The organism is Streptomyces actuosus (assembly GCF_016921115.1).
GTDB lineage: Bacteria > Actinomycetota > Actinomycetes > Streptomycetales > Streptomycetaceae > Streptomyces > Streptomyces actuosus_A.
In genome coordinates, this window is the sequence record NZ_JAFFZS010000013.1 from 85852 (window position 1) to 101843 (window position 15992).

Genomic DNA, 15992 nt, shown 5'->3' on the forward strand with positions numbered 1-15992 from the left:
TATTTTATTGACGTCTGAGGGTGCATCAGCCAGAGGAACGCGCCGTCCGCACTTGCCAACAGCCTTGCGCGCGGCGGACCACCACGTATGCGGAATGACGGAATTTCACCGCCCGAACAAGGGTGCTCCACCGGTTTGTGGACAGCACTCCGCGCGTCAGCCGTCCGGCCGACCGTCCTCGGGGGCGGGCGTCATCCCCAGGTATGACACGACGCCCCGCGGTCCGACCGGAGGCTGCCCCGGGAACCGGAACAACGGCTGACTACAGGGCGGCACACGGCCGGAACGATGGATCGCGTCCCCTTCACCCGACCGTCGTACCGCTAGGAGCGCCTTCCCGTGACCACCACACCCGTCGCCGGCCGGACCGCGGCCACCGTGGCCGCCCGCGCCACGGATCTGTCCAAGATCTACGGCCAGGGCGAGACCCAGGTGGTCGCCCTCGACCGGGTCTCCGTCGAGTTCCGGCAGGCCGAGTTCACCGCCATCATGGGCCCGTCCGGCTCCGGCAAGTCCACGCTCATGCACTGCGTGGCCGGACTGGACAGCTTCTCCTCCGGTTCGGTGCGGATCGGCGACACCGAGTTGGGCTCGCTGAAGGACCGGCAGCTCACCAAGCTGCGCCGCGACAAGATCGGCTTCATCTTCCAGGCGTTCAACCTGCTGCCGACACTGACCGCGCTGGAGAACATCACCCTCCCGATGGACATCGCCGGCCGCAGGCCGGACCAGCAGTGGCTGGAGACGGTGATCGGGATGGTCGGCCTGTCCGGGCGCCTGAGCCACCGGCCCTCCCAGCTCTCCGGCGGCCAGCAGCAGCGCGTCGCCGTCGCCCGCGCCCTCGCCGCCAAGCCGGACATCATCTTCGGCGACGAGCCGACCGGGAACCTCGACTCCCGCTCCGGCGCCGAGGTTCTCGGCTTCCTGCGCAACTCCGTACGCGAACTGGACCAGACGGTGGTCATGGTGACCCACGACCCGGTGGCCGCGGCCTACGCCGACCGGGTCGTCTTCCTCGCCGACGGCCGCATCGTCGACGAGATGATCCGGCCCACCGCGGAGACCGTCCTGGACTTCATGAAGCAGTTCGACGCGAAGGGCCGCACCAGCTGATGTTCCGCACCGCACTGCGCAACGTCCTCGCGCACAAGGCCCGCCTGCTGATGACCGTGCTCGCCGTCATGCTCGGCGTCGCGTTCGTCTCCGGCACGCTGGTCTTCACCAACACCCTCTCCAACGCCCTGCAGAACAGCTCCGCCAAGGGCTTCGACCACGTCGACGTCGCCGTACGGGCGCAGAGCCGGGCGTCCGAGGGCGACACCGTCGGCAAGGCGCCCGAGCTGACCCAGGCGCTGGTCGACCGGAGCGCCGGTGTTCCCGGCGCGGCCTCCGCGATCGGCGTCGTCGGCGGCTTCACCGCGATCGCCGACAAGGACGGCCGGCTGATCGGCGGCGGCTTCCAGTCCCAGGGCGGCAACTACTGGGGCACCGACGACGCGCGCTACCCGCTCGTCGGCGGGCGCGCCCCGTCCGGCAGGGGCGAGGTGCTCATCGACTCCGAGACCGCGCGGCGCACCGGGTACAAGGTCGGCGACACCGTGCGCGTCTCCGTCGACGGGCCGGTCCTGACCCCCACCGTCGCCGGCGTGTTCACCACCGACGACGGCAACGTGGCCGCCGGCGGCAGCCTCGTCCTGTTCGACACGGCCACCGCTCAGCAGCTGTTCGGCAAGACGGGCGCCTACGACGAGATCGACGTCGAGGCCGCCCCGGGCACCTCCCAGGACGCGCTGAAGTCGGCCCTGGACCGGGCCCTGCCGAAGGACACCGTCGAGACGACGACCGCTCGCCGGCTCGCAGCCGACCAGGCCGAGGTCATCGCCTCGTCGATGAGCGGGCTCAAGCACGGCCTGCTGGTCTTCGCCGGCATCGCCCTGTTCGTCGGCACGTTCATCATCGCCAACACCTTCACCATGCTGGTCGCCCAGCGCACCAGGGAACTGGCGCTGCTGCGCGCGGTCGGTGCCTCGCGGCGCCAGGTGACGCGGTCGGTGCTGGTGGAGGCGTTCGTGGTCGGCGCCGTCGCCGGCGCGGCCGGCCTGGTCGCCGGCATCGGCATCGGCGTCCTGCTGAAGGTGCTCATGGACACCCTCGGCGCGAACATCCCGGCGGGCCCCCTGGTGGTCACGCCCGGCACCGTCGCCGCGGCCCTGGTCGTCGGCATCGGCGTCACCGTGCTGGCCGCCTGGCTCCCCGGCCGCCGGGCCGCGAAGATCCCGCCGGTCGCCGCGATGAGCAGTGTCCACGCGGCGGCGACCACCAGGTCGCTGGTACTCCGCAACAGCGTCGGCGCCCTGTTCTCCGCCGCGGGCGTGGCCGTCGTGCTGGCCGCGACCGGCATGAGCGGCGACAGCGGCCAGCTCCCCATGGGGGTCGGCGCCGTCCTGCTGATCATCGGCGTGTTCGTGCTGACGCCGCTTCTGTCCCGTCCGCTCGTCGCGGCCGCCGCGCCGGTGCTGCGCGCGTTCGGCGTGTCCGGCCTGCTCGCCCGGCAGAACTCGGTGCGCAACCCGCGCCGCACGGCCGCCACCGCCTCCGCGCTGATGATCGGCCTGACCCTGATCACCGGCATGACGGTGATGGCGGGCAGTCTGCAGACGTCCATCGACCGGATGGCCTCCGAGGCGATCCGCGCCGACTACGTCGTCTCCATGGCCAACGGCAACACCCTGTCGCCGGACGTCGGCCGGACGCTGAGCACGACCGAGGGCGTCACCGCCACCAGCCCGATGCGCAACGCCCCCTCCCGGATCGACGGCCGGACCGAGTTCCTGACCGGCGTCGACGGTGCCGCCTTCGGCACGCTCACCGACCTGCCGGTGGACGACGGCTCCTTCACGATCGGCGGCACGCGCGTGGTCGTCGACGCCGACACCGCCGAGGAGCACGGCTGGCGCTCCGGTTCGGCGTTCACCGTCCACTACGCCGACGGTGCGGCGCAGCGGCTGACGGTGGCCGGCGTCTACCGAAGCAACGAGATGATCCACGGCATCCTGCTCGACACCGCCACCCTCGCCCCGCACCGGGAGCAGGAGGCGGGCGACATGCTGGTGATGGTGAAGACGGCGAGCGGTGCCTCGGACTCGACGAAGGACGGGCTGGCGAAGGCCCTCGGCACCAACCCGGCGATCCGGATCCAGGACAGGAACGACGTCTCCGACGACATCGCGCAGATGTTCACCCTGATGCTGAACATGCTCTACGGCCTGCTCGCGATGGCGGTGATCGTCGCGGTCCTCGGCGTCGTCAACACGCTGGCGATGTCGGTCTTCGAGCGCTCCCAGGAGATCGGCATGCTGCGGGCGATCGGCCTGGACCGCCGGGGCATCAAGCGGATGGTGCGCCTGGAGTCGCTGGTGATCTCCCTGTTCGGCGGGGTGCTCGGCATCGGCCTGGGCGTGTTCTTCGGCTGGGCAGCCGGCGAACTGCTCGGCGCGAGGATGCCCACGTACGAACTGGTCGTGCCCTGGGGCCGGATGGCCGCGTTCCTGATGCTGGCGGGGGTGGTCGGGGTCCTGGCCGCCCTGTGGCCGGCCCGGCGTGCGGCCCGCCTGAACATGCTCCAGGCGATCAAGGCGGAGTAGCCGCGCCGGACCGGCGGGGCTCCGTTCCGCGAGGGAACGGAGCCCCGGTTCCGGTCAGGCCCAGGTACGGGCCCGCAGCGGCATCCCGGAGGCCCCCGGCTCCGGGGTCCGCACGGTGAGGACCTGGTTGACACCGATGCGGTTGCGTTCGAAGGCCAGCGCGGAGGCAGCCATGTACAGGCGCCACACCCGGGCGCGTCCGGCGCCCGCCGACCGCGCGGCCGGCTCCCAGGCCGCCTCCAGGTTGGCCACCCAGCGGCGCAGGGTGAGGGCGTAGTGCTCGCGGATCGCCTCCACGTCCCTCACCTCGAACCCGGCCCGCTCCAGTTGGGCGACGGTCGTTCCGAGGGGCTGGAGCTCGCCGTCGGGGAAGACGTAGGCGTCGATGAAGGCGTCCACGTCGTAGGCCGTTTCGTCGCGCTGGGGACGGCGGGCGATCTGGTGGTTCAGGAGCCGTCCCCCGGGGGCCAGCAGGCTGCGCAGGGCCCGCGCGTACTCCAGGTACCGTTCGGCGCCGACGTGCTCGGCCATGCCGATCGAGGAGATGGCGTCGTAGGGTCCGTCGCGCACGTCCCGGTAGTCCTGCACGCGGATCTCCACCCGGTCGGTGAGACCCTCGTCGGCGGCGCGCTTGCGGGCGTAGGCCGCCTGTTCCTGGGAGAGCGTGATACCGACGACGCTCACCCCGTGCTCACGGGCGGCGTGCAGGGCCATGGAGCCCCAACCGCAGCCGACGTCCAGCAGCCGCTGACCGGGCTTCAGGTCCAGCTTGCGGCAGACGAGTTCCAGCTTGTCGCGCTGGGCGGTCTCCAGTGTGCTGCCGGGGTCGGGCCAGTAGGCGCAGGAGTACACCATGGACGGCCCGAGGACGATCTCGTAGAAGTCGTTGCCCACGTCGTAGTGGTGGCTGATGGCGCGCCTGTCGGTGCGCCGGGTGTGCAGGTGGCCCCGCCGGCGGCGCACCTCCTCCGCGGGCGGCGCGGGCGGCAGGGGCGGTCCGGCGAGCCGGACGAGCCCCCGGACGGCGGCCCGTACCTCGGGGTCCCGCAGCGCCTGGCGCAGGGTGCGGGCGTCCTCGCCGCGTTCCCAGACCAGCCCCGCCAACCGGTCGAGCGCGCCGTACAGGTCGCCCTCGACGTCCAGGTCACCGGCCACCCATGCCCGGGCCAGCCCCAGTTCGCCCGGCTTGAACAGCAGGCGGCGCAGGGCCCGGCGGTTGCGCACCACGAGCACGGGCGCGTCCGGCGGTCCCGCCTGCGAGCCGTCCCATGCGCGGATGCGGAGCGGGAGCGGGGCTCCCAGCATCTGCTCGATCAGGCCTTTCAGTCTCGACGCCGCGTCAGCCATGGCGCACACCTCCGTGAGGAGCGATCCCGGATGTCCAGTCACCACGTAAACACCAGAATGCCCGGATGGCAGTCCCGCCACGGCGTTACGTCCGAGCAAAATGCGTGTTCCGGGGGCCGGTCCTCCTGGTGGGGGACGATTCCCGTCAGGCATGGCGTCGGCGCCTGCGTCGCCTCGGGAGCGGCCGGACCGGGCCGTGCCCGGGGCGGGGGCCAAAGAGGTTGCCGTCCGGGGCGGCGGCGGGCCGCCGGTCACGGGGACCCGCGCGGCTGCGACGGGTCCGGGGAACCCGCGCACGCCGAAGGGGCCGCCCGCACCACGGATGGCGGGCGGCCCCTTCGGGCTGTTCAGGTGACCGGAGGTCAGGAGGCCTTGGCCTTCTCCTCGGTCCTGGCGGCGGGGGCCGCCGGGGCCGGCTTGGCGGCCTCGTAGAACTCCTCGCGCGGGGACTCCAGGGCGCCCAGGGCGACGACCTCGCGCCGGAGGAACATGCCGAGCGTCCAGTCGGCGAAGATGCGGATCTTGCGGTTCCAGGTCGGCATCGCCAGGCCGTGGTAGCCACGGTGCATGTACCAGGCGAGACGCCCCTTGAGCTTGATCCTCATCTTGCCCATGACGATCATCGCGACGCCCTTGTGCAGGCCGAGGCCCGCGACCGCGCCCTTGTTGGCGTGGCTGTAGTCCTGCTGCGGGAAGCCCCGCAGACCGGACAGGACGTTGTCGCCGAGCACCTTGGCCTGGCGCAGCGCGTGCTGGGCGTTCGGCGGGCACCAGGCGTTCTCGTTGCCGGCCTTGCGGCCGACGAGGTCGGGCACCTGGGCGTTGTCGCCGGCGGCCCAGATGTAGTCGGTGCCCTTGACCTGGAGCGTGGGCTCGCAGTCGACGTGGCCGCGCGGGCCGAGGGGCAGGCCGAAGCGGGCGAGGGCCGGGTTCGGCTTGACGCCGGCGGTCCACACGATGGTGTTGGCGTCGACCTCCAGGCCGTTCTTCAGCACCACGTGGCCGTCGACGCAGGAGTCCATGGAGGTGGACAGGTAGACCTCGACGCCGCGGCTCTCCAGGTGCTCCTTGCCGTACTGGCCGAGCTTGGGGCCGACCTCGGGGAGGATCTTGTCGGCGGCGTCGACGAGGATGAAGCGCATGTCCTCGCGCGACACGTTCTTGTAGTACTTGGCCGCGTCCCGGGCCATGTCCTCGACCTCGCCGATGGTCTCCGCACCGGCGAAGCCGCCGCCGACGAAGACGAAGGTGAGGGCCTTGCGGCGGATCTCCTCGTCGGTGGTGGACTCGGCCTTGTCGAGCTGCTCCAGCACGTGGTTGCGCAGGCCGATGGCCTCCTCGACGCCCTTCATTCCGATGCCCTGCTCGGCGAGCCCGGGGATGGGGAAGGTGCGGGAGACGGCACCGAGGGCGATGACCAGGTGGTCGAAGGGCAGCTCGTACGCCTCGCCGACGAGCGGGGCGACGGTGGCGATCTTGCGGTCCTGGTCGATGGTGGTGACGCGGCCGGTGAGCACCTCCGCCCTGGGGACCACGCGTCGCAGCGGGACGACGACGTGGCGCGGGGAGATGTTGCCGGCGGCGGTTTCGGGGAGGAAGGGCTGGTAGGTCATGTACGACCGGGGGTCGACGACCGTGACGGTCGCCTCTCCGTAGCGCATCTTCTTGAGGATGCGCCGAGCTGCGTACAGGCCTACGTACCCACCGCCTACTACGAGGATCCTGGGACGCTCCGTGGTGCTCATGCCATCGAGTATCCACCCGCGCCGAGGGGGTGGCTCGTGCGCCCCTTCACAAGCATGCGCAGGCCCTGTGCTACACTCCGCGGCCCGCGTGATCTAGATCATGGTCCGCGACGGGAACCGTCGCGTCCCGGTGACCGTTGTCAACGCCGCGTGAGCTGCCTCTCTGGGCGACACGGACGACTGTGAGTCTGCTGGAACACCCTCCCGGAGACGTGATCCGAAGGGCTCGCACCGAGCCCTTCTGAACATGTTCAAAGCCCTCTTCAGCCCCCGAAAGGGCCAACAGGCCCCCTTTCGCGCACCGACAGGGCCCAATTCCTTGTGAAGTACTTCACGAACTTTCCCGCCAGCGCGTCACCGCGGGGCCCCGAAGGGCCTCCGCGGGCCGCTCATACGGTATCCGGGCTGCTCAACCGGAGGCTACCCGCGGGTAACAGAAGAGAGCTACGCCACCGACCAGGCGATGCCGTCGAGGATGTCGTGCTCGCTCACCACGACCTCCTCCGCACCGGTCCGCTCCATGATCGACAGGAGCACCAGGGCGCCCGCCGCGATCACGTCGACCCGGCCCGGATGCATCGACGGCACGGCCGCGCGCTCGGCGTGCGTGGAGTGCAACAGCCAGTCGGTGATACCGCGGACCGTGTCGCGGGAGATCCGGGAGTGGTGGATCCGCGCGGAGTCGTACTCGGGCAGCTCCTGCGCGATCGCCGACACCGTCGTCACCGAGCCCGCCAGCCCCACCAGCGTGCGCGCCTCGCGCAGCGGCACCGTCTGCTCGGCGAGGTCCAGGGCCGCCTCGATGTCGGCACGCATCGCAGTGATCTGCGCGGCGGTGGGAGGGTCGGTGACCGCGCCCTCGCGCACCAGGTGCCGTTCGGTCATCCGCACGCAGCCGACGTCGACGGAGCGGGCCGCGCGCACGTGCTCCTCGCCGACCACGAACTCCGTGGAGCCGCCGCCGATGTCCACCACCAGGTAGGGCTTCGCCAGGTGCGCGGCGCCGGCCAGTTCCCTGGTCGCGCCGGTGAAGGAGAACTCGGCCTCCTGGTCGCCGCTGATGACCTCGGGTTCGACGCCCAGGACGTCCATGACCCCGCGGACGAAGTCGTCGCGGTTCTCCGCGTCCCGGGAGGCGGAGGTGGCGACGAACCGCAGCCGTTCGGCACCGTGGTCCTTGATGACGCGCGCGTACTCCCGGCAGGCGGCGAACGTCCGCTCGAGCGCCTCGGGGGCCAGTCGCCCGGTCCGGTCGACGCCCTGTCCGAGCCGGACGATCGTCATCCGGCGGTCCAGCTCGACCAGTTCACCGGTGGCCGGGTCCGCGTCGGCGACCAGCAGGCGGATGGAGTTCGTGCCGCAGTCGACGGCGGCGACCCTGGTCATTCGGCCTCCTCCGCGTCCGGCACCACGCACGGGCCCTTGCGCCACCACTCGGGCAGCAGGGCGATCGCCTCGTCGCCCAGCGGGTTCACGCCCGGTCCGGCGGCCAGCGAGTGGGCCACCAGGACGTGCAGGCACTTCACCCGGTCCGGCATGCCGCCCGCGCTCGGGAAGCCCGTGAGCTCCTCGATCTCGTCGCGCCGCCGGATGTAGTCCTCGTGCGCCGCACGGTACGCGGCCGCCAGCTCCGGGTCGGTGCGGAGCCGCTCGGTCATCTCCTTCATGACGCCCCCTGCCTCCAGCGTGCCGATCGCGGAGTTCGCCCGCGGGCACGTGAGGTAGTAGAGCGTCGGGAAGGGCGTGCCGTCGGGCAGCCGGGGCGCCGTCTCGACGACGTCCGGCCGGCCGCACGGGCACCGGTGGGCGATCGCGCGCAGGCCGCGCGGCGGACGCCCGAGCTGCTGCTCGAAGGCCTCGACGTCCGCGTCGGTGGGCTCGGTGCGCGGGGTGGTCGGCGGGGGCGTTTCCATGCCTGTCTTTCTATCGGTCAGTTCACTGGTCGAGGGCGTCGGACTTGTCGACGCCGTCCCAGAGGTTGGAGTACCAGGGGCGGTCGGCCGCCCCGCGGTCGGCGCGGGACTGCTTCACCGCGTTCGGGTCGATCACGACGTATCCCGTCTCCCCCGGCATCACGTAGTGCAGGCGCTGCCGGATCTGCTGCTCGGCGAAGGCGTCGTCCTGCCAGCGCGCCTTGAGGTCGCGCAGCCGCTCGACGCGCTCCTGCGCCTGCCGCTTCTCCCGCTGCAGGTCGTCGACCTCGGCGCGCTGGGAGACGTACTGCCTTATCGGGTAGGCCAGTGCGACGATCAGGGAGCACAGGACGAGGGCGAGCAGCGCCGCACGGCCGGTGAGACGGGGGCGGCGCGCCTGACGGCGGGTCTGCGAACGGTAGACCCGGGCCGCCGTCTGCTCACCCAGCAACCGGATCCTGGTCGCGGTGGAGAAACGGTCCCGGTCCTTCACCGCCATGTCCAGCCTCCCGTTCACACGCGCGTACGTCCCCGCACACGGTACGGGACCGCGTACGGGGACGTACGTGCGACGGGCGCGCCCTTGGTCTTTTGCGGCTCAGCCCTTGAAGCGCGGGAAGGCGCTGCGGCCGGCGTACACCGCGGCGTCGTCGAGGATCTCCTCGATGCGCAGGAGCTGGTTGTACTTGGCGACGCGCTCGGAGCGGGCCGGGGCGCCGGTCTTGATCTGGCCGCAGTTGGTGGCGACGGCCAGGTCGGCGATGGTGACGTCCTCGGTCTCGCCCGAGCGGTGGGACATCATGCACTTGTAGCCGTTGCGCTGGGCCAGCTCGACGGCGTCGAAGGTCTCGGTCAGCGACCCGATCTGGTTGACCTTGACGAGCAGGGCGTTGGCGGCGCCGTCCTCGATGCCGCGGGCCAGGCGCTCCGGGTTGGTGACGAACAGGTCGTCACCGACGAGCTGGACCTTGTCGCCGAGCTTGTCGGTGATGATCTTCCAGCCGTCCCAGTCGTCCTCGAACAGCGGGTCCTCGATGGAGACGAGCGGGTAGGCCGCCACGAGCTCCTCGTAGTACTCCGTCATCTCGGCGGCGGAGCGCTCCTTGCCCTCGAAGAGGTACTTGCCGTCCTTGTAGAACTCGGAGGCGGCGACGTCGAGCGCGAGGGCGATCTGCTCGCCGGGGGTGTAGCCGGCTTCCTTGACGGCCTCCAGGATGAGGTCGAGGGCCTCGCGGTTGGAGCCGAGGTTCGGGGCGAAGCCGCCCTCGTCACCGAGGCCGGTGGACAGGCCCTTGGTCTTCAGGACCTTCTTCAGGGTGTGGTAGACCTCGGCGCCCCAGCGCAGGGCTTCGGAGAAGGACTCCGCGCCGATCGGGGCGATCATGAACTCCTGGATGTCCACGTTGGAGTCGGCGTGCGAGCCGCCGTTCAGGATGTTCATCATCGGCACCGGCAGCAGGTGCGCGTTGGGGCCGCCCAGGTAGCGGAACAGGGGGAGGTCGCTGGCCTCGGCCGCGGCGTGCGCGACGGCGAGCGAGACGCCGAGGATGGCGTTGGCGCCGAGGGAGCCCTTGTTGTCGGTGGCGTCCAGGTCGAACATGGCCTGGTCGATCAGGCGCTGCTCGGTGGCGTCGTAGCCGACCAGCTCCGGGCCGATCTGCTCGATGACCGCGAGGACGGCCTTCTCCACACCCTTGCCGAGGTAGCGGTTCGAGTCGCCGTCGCGGAGCTCGATGGCCTCGAAGGCGCCGGTGGAGGCGCCGGACGGGACGGCGGCACGACCCGTGCTGCCGTCGTCGAGGCCGACCTCGACCTCGACCGTGGGGTTGCCTCGGGAGTCCAGGATTTCCCGGGCTACGACGACGTCGATGGACGGCACGAGCATCTCCTTCTTGGGATGTGACGCTGGATGTGCGGGGCACATGGGCCGTGTCGGCCCTTGCTGAGCCTTGCGACTAGAGCCTAACCGCCCCGGGGCCATCGGCCAGCCGACCGACCGGCCCTTGGACACAGTGACCGTACCCATTGTTCCCCTTCGGAACAAAGGGGGGTGCTGGTACGGGGTGAACAACGGGCGAAGCGCCGGGGACGGGCCGGGGGGCGGCACGGGAGGGCTGAGCGGGAAGAGGGGGCAGCCAGAGGGCGGACGGGGGGAGCTGCGAGGCGCCACGGGGGGCCGGGGCGGGGCCCGCACGGGCGAGGGGCGGCGGGTCGGGGCGCGGCGCCGAGCGGCCGGGGCGCGGGCGGAAGGCGCCGCGGAGACGACAGAACCCCGCCCCGGCGCGTACGGGGGAATACGCGCCGGGACGGGGAGTGCGGGGGCCCGCAGCCCGGGGGCCGGAGCCTCGGGCGTGGGGGGAGCGGGGTGCCTACCGGGACCGGTCCGCCTACTTCAGGTGGAGCTGCTGGCCCGGGTAGATGAGGTCGGCGTCCTCGATGATGTCCTTGTTCAGGTCGAACAGCTTCTTCCAGCCGCCCTTGACCTTGTGCTTCTCGGCGATCGAGCTGAGGGTGTCGCCCTTGACGACCTTGTACTCGCCGTCGCCCTTCCTGACCTTCTTGCCGGTCGGCGTGGTGACGGTCTTGTGGGCCTTCGGAGCGGCCTTCTGCGCCGGGCGCTCGGCGGAGCGGGAGGCGGTCCCGCCGGTGGAACGCTGGGTCGTGGCGCCCTGGCTGCTGCTCTGCGAGCCGCCCTGGGAGCTGCTGGACGAGCCGCTCACGGAGCCGGAGTACGGCGTGCTGGACAGGCCCGTGCCGCAGACCGGCCAGGCACCCTTGCCCTGGCCCGCCAGGACCTTCTCGGCGATGGCGATCTGCTGCGACTTGCTGGCGAGGTCGGCGCGGGCGGCGTACTGGGTGCCGCCGTACGCGGCCCAGGTGGACGCGGAGAACTGCAGGCCACCGTAGTAGCCGTTGCCGGTGTTGATGGACCAGTTGCCGCCGGACTCGCACTGGGCGACCGCGTCCCACTCGGAGGCCGTGGCGGCGGAGGCGTTGCCGACCGCCAGCAGCGGGGCGGCGACGGCGGCGCCGGTGACGCCGGCGATGGCGATGGCGCGGGTGGCCTTGGACGGACGACGGTGCTTGCCCTTGCCGGAGAACAGCATGGATCGATCCCCTCACCGACGCCTGCGAGGTGAGCTGTCGGGTTCGGGCCGGTTGAGTTGCCCGGCCGCGCCCCCCGTCGGGAAGCGCGGCTTCACCCCAAGCCGTTCCGGATCAACTGCCCGGCACGGCACTTACCTTGGGTCCCCCGCTCCTGCCTACGGCGCTCGACGCGACGACTGTTCCCGTGCAGCCGCTGGCAGGATTCGGCGTTGCGGCGACCGGGGCCCGCGGTGGCGAGCGGTCCTGACCGTAGACACGCGCTTCGCCGAATTTCAAAGACGATCAGGGCTTCTGAGACTCATCCCACACTTTCGCCAAACCGGACATTAGTCCCGAAACAGGATGTCAACTCCCGCCGCTTTTCGCCCCTTTAGGCACCGACACGCAGGGTCTGACCGGGGACGATGTGCCCGGGGTCGACGCCGATCGCGTCCTGGTTCTCGGCATACAGGCGACGCCACCCGCCGTCGACGCCAAGGGAGTCGGCGATGGAGCAGAGGCTGTCGCCGGCTCGCACGGTGTACGAACCACCGGCCCCGTCGCCGCCGTCGCCGGACACGGCGTGCCGGCCGGTGGACGCGGTGGCGGCGCCGCCGCCGGCGGCCCCCTCGTCGGCGCTGCCGCCGCGATGACGGCCGGCGCCCTGACCGCCCGCACCCAGGGCGCCCGTGTCCACGAGGCTCGAAGAACCGGCAGGTTGAGGCGAGTTGTCCGAGTTGTCACGATCAGGGGCGACCGTGGTGGCGCTGTCGGCTCCCTGCGAGGGGGCGCCGGCCGGACCACCGGGAGCGGGGGTCGCACCGGGAGCGCCGGAGTTCTCGCCGGCGTCATCGGGGCCGGCGGTCGAGGATCCCCCAGGGAGGGAGGAGTTGGGCGGCTGCGGCTTTTCGGGCGAAGCGGAGACACCGGAGGAACCAGAGGAAGCGGCGGAGTCGGACGAGCCACTGGAACTGGACGTACCGGATGAATCGGAAGACCCGGTGGAGCCCGTCGAACCCGCGGAGCCGGGCGACGCGGTGGGATCCGAGGCCACGGAGGAACCGGAGGATTTCGACGAACCGGATGAACCGGACGTCTGGCCCGACGCGTCGTCCGCCACACCCGTGTCCACCTGCGCCGCCCCCGACCCCTGCGTGAGTCCGGACAGCACACCGCAGGCGGGCCAGGCGCCGACACCCTGGTCCGCGAGGACCCTCTCGGCGACGGCTATCTGCTGGGACCGGCTGGCCAGATCGGGCCGCTCCGCGTACTCCAGGCCGCCGTACTTCTCCCAGTCGTCCAGCGTGAGATGCAGGCCGCCGTAGAAGCCGTTGCCGACGTTCAGGCTCCAGGAGCCGCCGGTCTCGCAGTCCGCCACCTTGTTCCAGGTGCCGCCGTCCGCGGCGCTCGCTCCGGTGGCGCCGAGGAGCGGGATGGCGATGGCGGAACCGGTCACGCCGGCTGCGACGAGGAGGGCCGGAGCCTGGCGGGGGCGACGGTGGCGACCGTTCCCGGAGAGCATGCGGGGACCTTTCCCGAGACAGCAGTGACCGCACGGAGGGCGCTGCGGGCCGAATGCCGTGCTGACGAGTGAACGTATCGGCAGACGATCACTTGTCACAAGTTAATGCCGCGCAGATCACGTGAAGATCACAGAATTGAGCGTGTGTCATGTCGGCCGCGCCGTGGGTCCCTTGTCCCCGCCGTCGGGTCCGGTGCCGGATCCCGGCCCCGGAGTCAGGGCCGCGCCGCGGGCTCCCCGACGGGCGTGAACTCCACCGGCAGGGTGCGCAGTCCGCGCATGATGAGTCCCCCACGCCACCTCAGGTCTGCCGGATCCGCGGCCAGTCGCAGGTCCGGCAACCGGGTCAGCAGGGTGGCGAGCGCGGTCCGGCCCTCCAGTCGGGCGAGCGGCGCGCCGAGGCAGTAGTGGATGCCGTGGCCGTAGCCGAGGTGCTGGTTGTCGCGCCGGGCGAGGTCGAGGGTGTCGGGATCGGTGAAGCGGGCCGGGTCGCGGTCCGCCGCGGCGAGGACGACGAGGACGGGGTCGCCCGCGGCGATGTCCTGCCCGCCGAGGGTCAGGGGGCGCGTGGCGAACCGCCAGGTGGCCAGTTCCACGGGGCCGTCGAAGCGCAGGAGTTCCTCGACCGCCGTCTCCAGCAGGCCGCCGGTTCCGTTTCGGCCGAGGGACTCCTGGAGGCGGGCGCGCTGCGCGGGGTGGGTCAGGAGCGCGTAGGTACCGTTGCCGATGAGGTTCACGGTCGTCTCGAACCCGGCGAACAGGAGGATGAACGCCATCGCCGCCGCCTCGTTCTCGGTGAGGTGCTCACCGTGGTCCGAGGCGCGGATGAGGCCGGAGATGAGGTCCTCGCCCGGTGCGGGCTCGGCGGGCAGAGCGGCCCGCTTGCGGTGGATGAGGTCGGCGAGGTAGCCGCGCATCTTCTTCACGGAGCGCGCCACCCCGCCGCGCGGACCTCCCCCGTGGCGGATCATCATGCCCGCCCAGTCCCGGAAGTCGTCCTGGTCCTCGCGAGGGACGCCGAGCAGGTCGCAGATGGCGTAGATGGGCAGCGGGAAGGCGAACTCGTGGATGAGGTCGGCCGAACCGCGCGCCGCGAACGAGTCGACGAGCCGGTCGGTCAGCTCCTGCACACGCGGCGCGAACTCGGCCACGCGGCGCGGCGTGAAGGCCTTGCTGACCAGCCTGCGCAGCCGGGTGTGGTCCGGCGGGTCGATGTTGAGCAGATGGGTCATCAGCTCGGCCTTGCGCTCGCCGGGGATACCCGTCTTGCCCTTCGCGTGCGCCGGCTCGTCGTGGTGCGCCGGGTTCTTGCTGAGCCGCTGGTCGGCGAGGGCCTGCCGGGCGTCCGCGTACCGGGTGACCAGCCAGGCCTCCACCCCGCTGGGCAGCCGCGTCCTGTGCACGGGCGCGTGCGCGCGCAGCCAGGCGTAGGCGGGGTAGGGGTCGGCGGCGAACTCCCAGGAGAAGAGCTCGGGCACGGGAGCCGGGGTGGACAGGGCGGCGGAGCCGGGGCTGCCCGGTGCGGCGGCGGAGCCGGGCGTGGCGCCCGATCGGGAGCCCGGTGCGGCGGCGGGGCCGGGCGTACTGCCGGGTGCGGGCGTGGTGCCGGGTGCCGGGTCGTGGGGCTGGGGCTGGTCGCTCACTCGTCGACGGTATCCGCAGGCAGGTGGGCCTCGGGGTCCCGGTGGGCGGGGCGGGGCGCGGCACCGGCCGCCCCCTCCTGCGCCACGCGCGCCTCCTCCGCCCTGATGGCGTCACGGTAGGCGCGGGCCGCCGCGCGCAGGGCGGTCTCTGCGTCGGCGCCCTCGGCGCCTGCGCGTGCCGCGAGCGCCAGCAGCTCGTAGCCGAGGCCCTCCCCCTTCGGCAACGGCACGTCCAGTCCCGCCGTCCGCGCGCGTGCCGCCAGCTTCGCGGCGAGGGCCAGGCCGGGCTGCTGCAGGGGGATGCCCTCGGTGACCGAGGTGCGCTGCTTCTCCGCCGCCTTGGTCCGCAGCCAGTGCGCCTTGACCTCCTCGGGGGTGGTGGCCGTCTCCTCCCCGAAGACATGGGGGTGGCGGTGGATGAGCTTCGCGACGATGCCGGCCGCCACGTCGTCGACGGAGAAGGGCTCCTCCGGGTCCTCCTCGGCGATCCGTGCGTGGAAGACGACCTGGAGCAGCACGTCCCCCAGTTCCTCGCGCAGCTCGTCCCGGTCGCCGTCCTCGATCGCCTCGACCAGTTCGTACGCCTCCTCCACGGCGTACTTCGCGAGTCCCTCGTGGGTCTGCTGCGACGACCACGGGCACTCGGCGCGGATCCGGTCCATGACCTGCACGAGGTCGAGCAGCCGGGCACCGGGCAGGTCGTAGGCCCCGGGCAGGAGCTCCAGCTCGGGCATGGCCACGCGTCCGGACCCGGCGAGCCGGGCGAGCCCGTCGGTCAGCGCCGGCTCCCCCTCGCCGGAGGCCACGACCACGACCGTGCGGCCTTCGGCGCAGTACCCGACCAGTTCCTCCGCCGTCGGGGAGGACTCCTCGACCCGTATCCCCGCCTCCTTCAGATACGGCAGCTGCGGGTGGGTCCCGTCCGCGCACACCACGCGGTCGGCCGCGCGCAGCGCCTGCCACGCCGGCCAGGACAGCAGGCCGGGGGCCACGCGGTGGCTGGTGGTGAGCAGGACGACACGGCCGGGGCGGGCGGGGGCGGGGGCGGGCTCAGCGGCTGCGGGGATGTTCGGGTTCACGCTCCGAACGTA

Annotated in this window: 12 protein-coding genes and 1 riboswitch; of the genes, 2 read left to right on the forward strand and 10 right to left on the reverse strand. The window is 71.9% G+C overall.

All coding sequences use genetic code 11. The features are described 5' to 3' along the window. The first annotated feature begins 339 nt into the window (after nucleotides 1-339). Both JS756_RS18225 and JS756_RS18230 read left to right on the forward strand, forming a co-directional pair. Nucleotides 340-1113 (forward strand): ABC transporter ATP-binding protein, encoded by a 774-nt coding sequence (locus JS756_RS18225; RefSeq protein WP_205384167.1) that lies wholly within the window; start codon nucleotides 340-342, stop codon nucleotides 1111-1113. After that, a complete protein-coding gene (locus tag JS756_RS18230; protein ID WP_205384168.1) occupies nucleotides 1113-3644 on the forward strand; it encodes an ABC transporter permease in 2532 nt (843 codons plus the stop codon). The genes JS756_RS18225 and JS756_RS18230 overlap by 1 nt, the downstream gene beginning before the upstream one ends. Nucleotides 3645-3698: 54 nt before the next feature. Here the strand turns inward: JS756_RS18230 and JS756_RS18235 are convergent, their stop codons facing one another. The 10 genes from JS756_RS18235 to JS756_RS18280 form a co-directional block, all read right to left on the reverse strand. Continuing rightward, the gene (locus JS756_RS18235; RefSeq protein ID WP_205384169.1) at nucleotides 3699-4991 is read right to left on the reverse strand and encodes an SAM-dependent methyltransferase; all 1293 of its coding nucleotides are present in this window, start codon (nucleotides 4989-4991) and stop codon (nucleotides 3699-3701) included. A gap of 362 nt (nucleotides 4992-5353) precedes the next feature. Further along, nucleotides 5354-6736 carry an NAD(P)/FAD-dependent oxidoreductase gene (locus tag JS756_RS18240; protein ID WP_205384170.1) on the reverse strand — a complete coding sequence of 461 codons (1383 nt, stop codon included), beginning with the start codon at nucleotides 6734-6736 and terminating at the stop codon, nucleotides 5354-5356. Nucleotides 6737-7180: 444 nt separating this feature from the next. Then, on the reverse strand, nucleotides 7181-8122 hold the full coding sequence (locus tag JS756_RS18245) for a Ppx/GppA phosphatase family protein (protein ID WP_205384171.1): 942 nt from the start codon (nucleotides 8120-8122) through the stop codon (nucleotides 7181-7183). Beyond that, the gene (locus JS756_RS18250) at nucleotides 8119-8649 is read right to left on the reverse strand and encodes a DUF501 domain-containing protein (RefSeq protein ID WP_205384172.1); all 531 of its coding nucleotides are present in this window, start codon (nucleotides 8647-8649) and stop codon (nucleotides 8119-8121) included. The genes JS756_RS18245 and JS756_RS18250 overlap by 4 nt, the downstream gene beginning before the upstream one ends. 22 nt (nucleotides 8650-8671) lie before the next feature. Next, nucleotides 8672-9148, reverse strand: coding sequence for an FtsB family cell division protein (locus JS756_RS18255; protein ID WP_205384173.1), 477 nt, complete (start codon nucleotides 9146-9148; stop codon nucleotides 8672-8674). A gap of 99 nt (nucleotides 9149-9247) precedes the next feature. Next, on the reverse strand, nucleotides 9248-10528 hold the full coding sequence (gene eno, locus JS756_RS18260) for a phosphopyruvate hydratase (protein WP_205384174.1): 1281 nt from the start codon (nucleotides 10526-10528) through the stop codon (nucleotides 9248-9250). Between the two features lie 508 nt (nucleotides 10529-11036). Next, entirely contained in the window at nucleotides 11037-11756 is a 720-nt protein-coding gene (locus tag JS756_RS18265; RefSeq protein WP_205384175.1) for a LysM peptidoglycan-binding domain-containing protein, read from the reverse strand. A gap of 4 nt (nucleotides 11757-11760) precedes the next feature. After that, a riboswitch (cyclic di-AMP (ydaO/yuaA leader) is annotated at nucleotides 11761-11930 on the reverse strand. Between the two features lie 197 nt (nucleotides 11931-12127). After that, a complete protein-coding gene (locus JS756_RS18270; RefSeq protein ID WP_205384176.1) occupies nucleotides 12128-13258 on the reverse strand; it encodes a LysM peptidoglycan-binding domain-containing protein in 1131 nt (376 codons plus the stop codon). A gap of 215 nt (nucleotides 13259-13473) precedes the next feature. After that, a complete protein-coding gene (locus JS756_RS18275; RefSeq protein WP_205384255.1) occupies nucleotides 13474-14754 on the reverse strand; it encodes a cytochrome P450 family protein in 1281 nt (426 codons plus the stop codon). A 143-nt stretch (nucleotides 14755-14897) separates the two neighbouring features. Continuing rightward, nucleotides 14898-15980, reverse strand: coding sequence for a nucleoside triphosphate pyrophosphohydrolase (locus JS756_RS18280; RefSeq protein WP_307790750.1), 1083 nt, complete (start codon nucleotides 15978-15980; stop codon nucleotides 14898-14900). Nucleotides 15981-15992: the final 12 nt, after the last annotated feature.

Excerpts from the sequence above, each read along its gene's own strand:
- JS756_RS18235 (WP_205384169.1), bottom strand. The coding sequence starts at position 4,991 with ATGGCTGACGCGGCGTCGAGACTGAAAGGCCTGATCGAGCAGATGCTG.
- JS756_RS18255 (WP_205384173.1), bottom strand. The coding sequence starts at position 9,148 with ATGGCGGTGAAGGACCGGGACCGTTTCTCCACCGCGACCAGGATCCGG.
- JS756_RS18245 (WP_205384171.1), bottom strand. The coding sequence starts at position 8,122 with ATGACCAGGGTCGCCGCCGTCGACTGCGGCACGAACTCCATCCGCCTG.
- JS756_RS18230 (WP_205384168.1), top strand. The coding sequence starts at position 1,113 with ATGTTCCGCACCGCACTGCGCAACGTCCTCGCGCACAAGGCCCGCCTG.
- JS756_RS18270 (WP_205384176.1), bottom strand. The coding sequence starts at position 13,258 with ATGCTCTCCGGGAACGGTCGCCACCGTCGCCCCCGCCAGGCTCCGGCC.
- JS756_RS18265 (WP_205384175.1), bottom strand. The coding sequence starts at position 11,756 with ATGCTGTTCTCCGGCAAGGGCAAGCACCGTCGTCCGTCCAAGGCCACC.
- JS756_RS18250 (WP_205384172.1), bottom strand. The coding sequence starts at position 8,649 with ATGGAAACGCCCCCGCCGACCACCCCGCGCACCGAGCCCACCGACGCG.
- JS756_RS18240 (WP_205384170.1), bottom strand. The coding sequence starts at position 6,736 with ATGAGCACCACGGAGCGTCCCAGGATCCTCGTAGTAGGCGGTGGGTAC.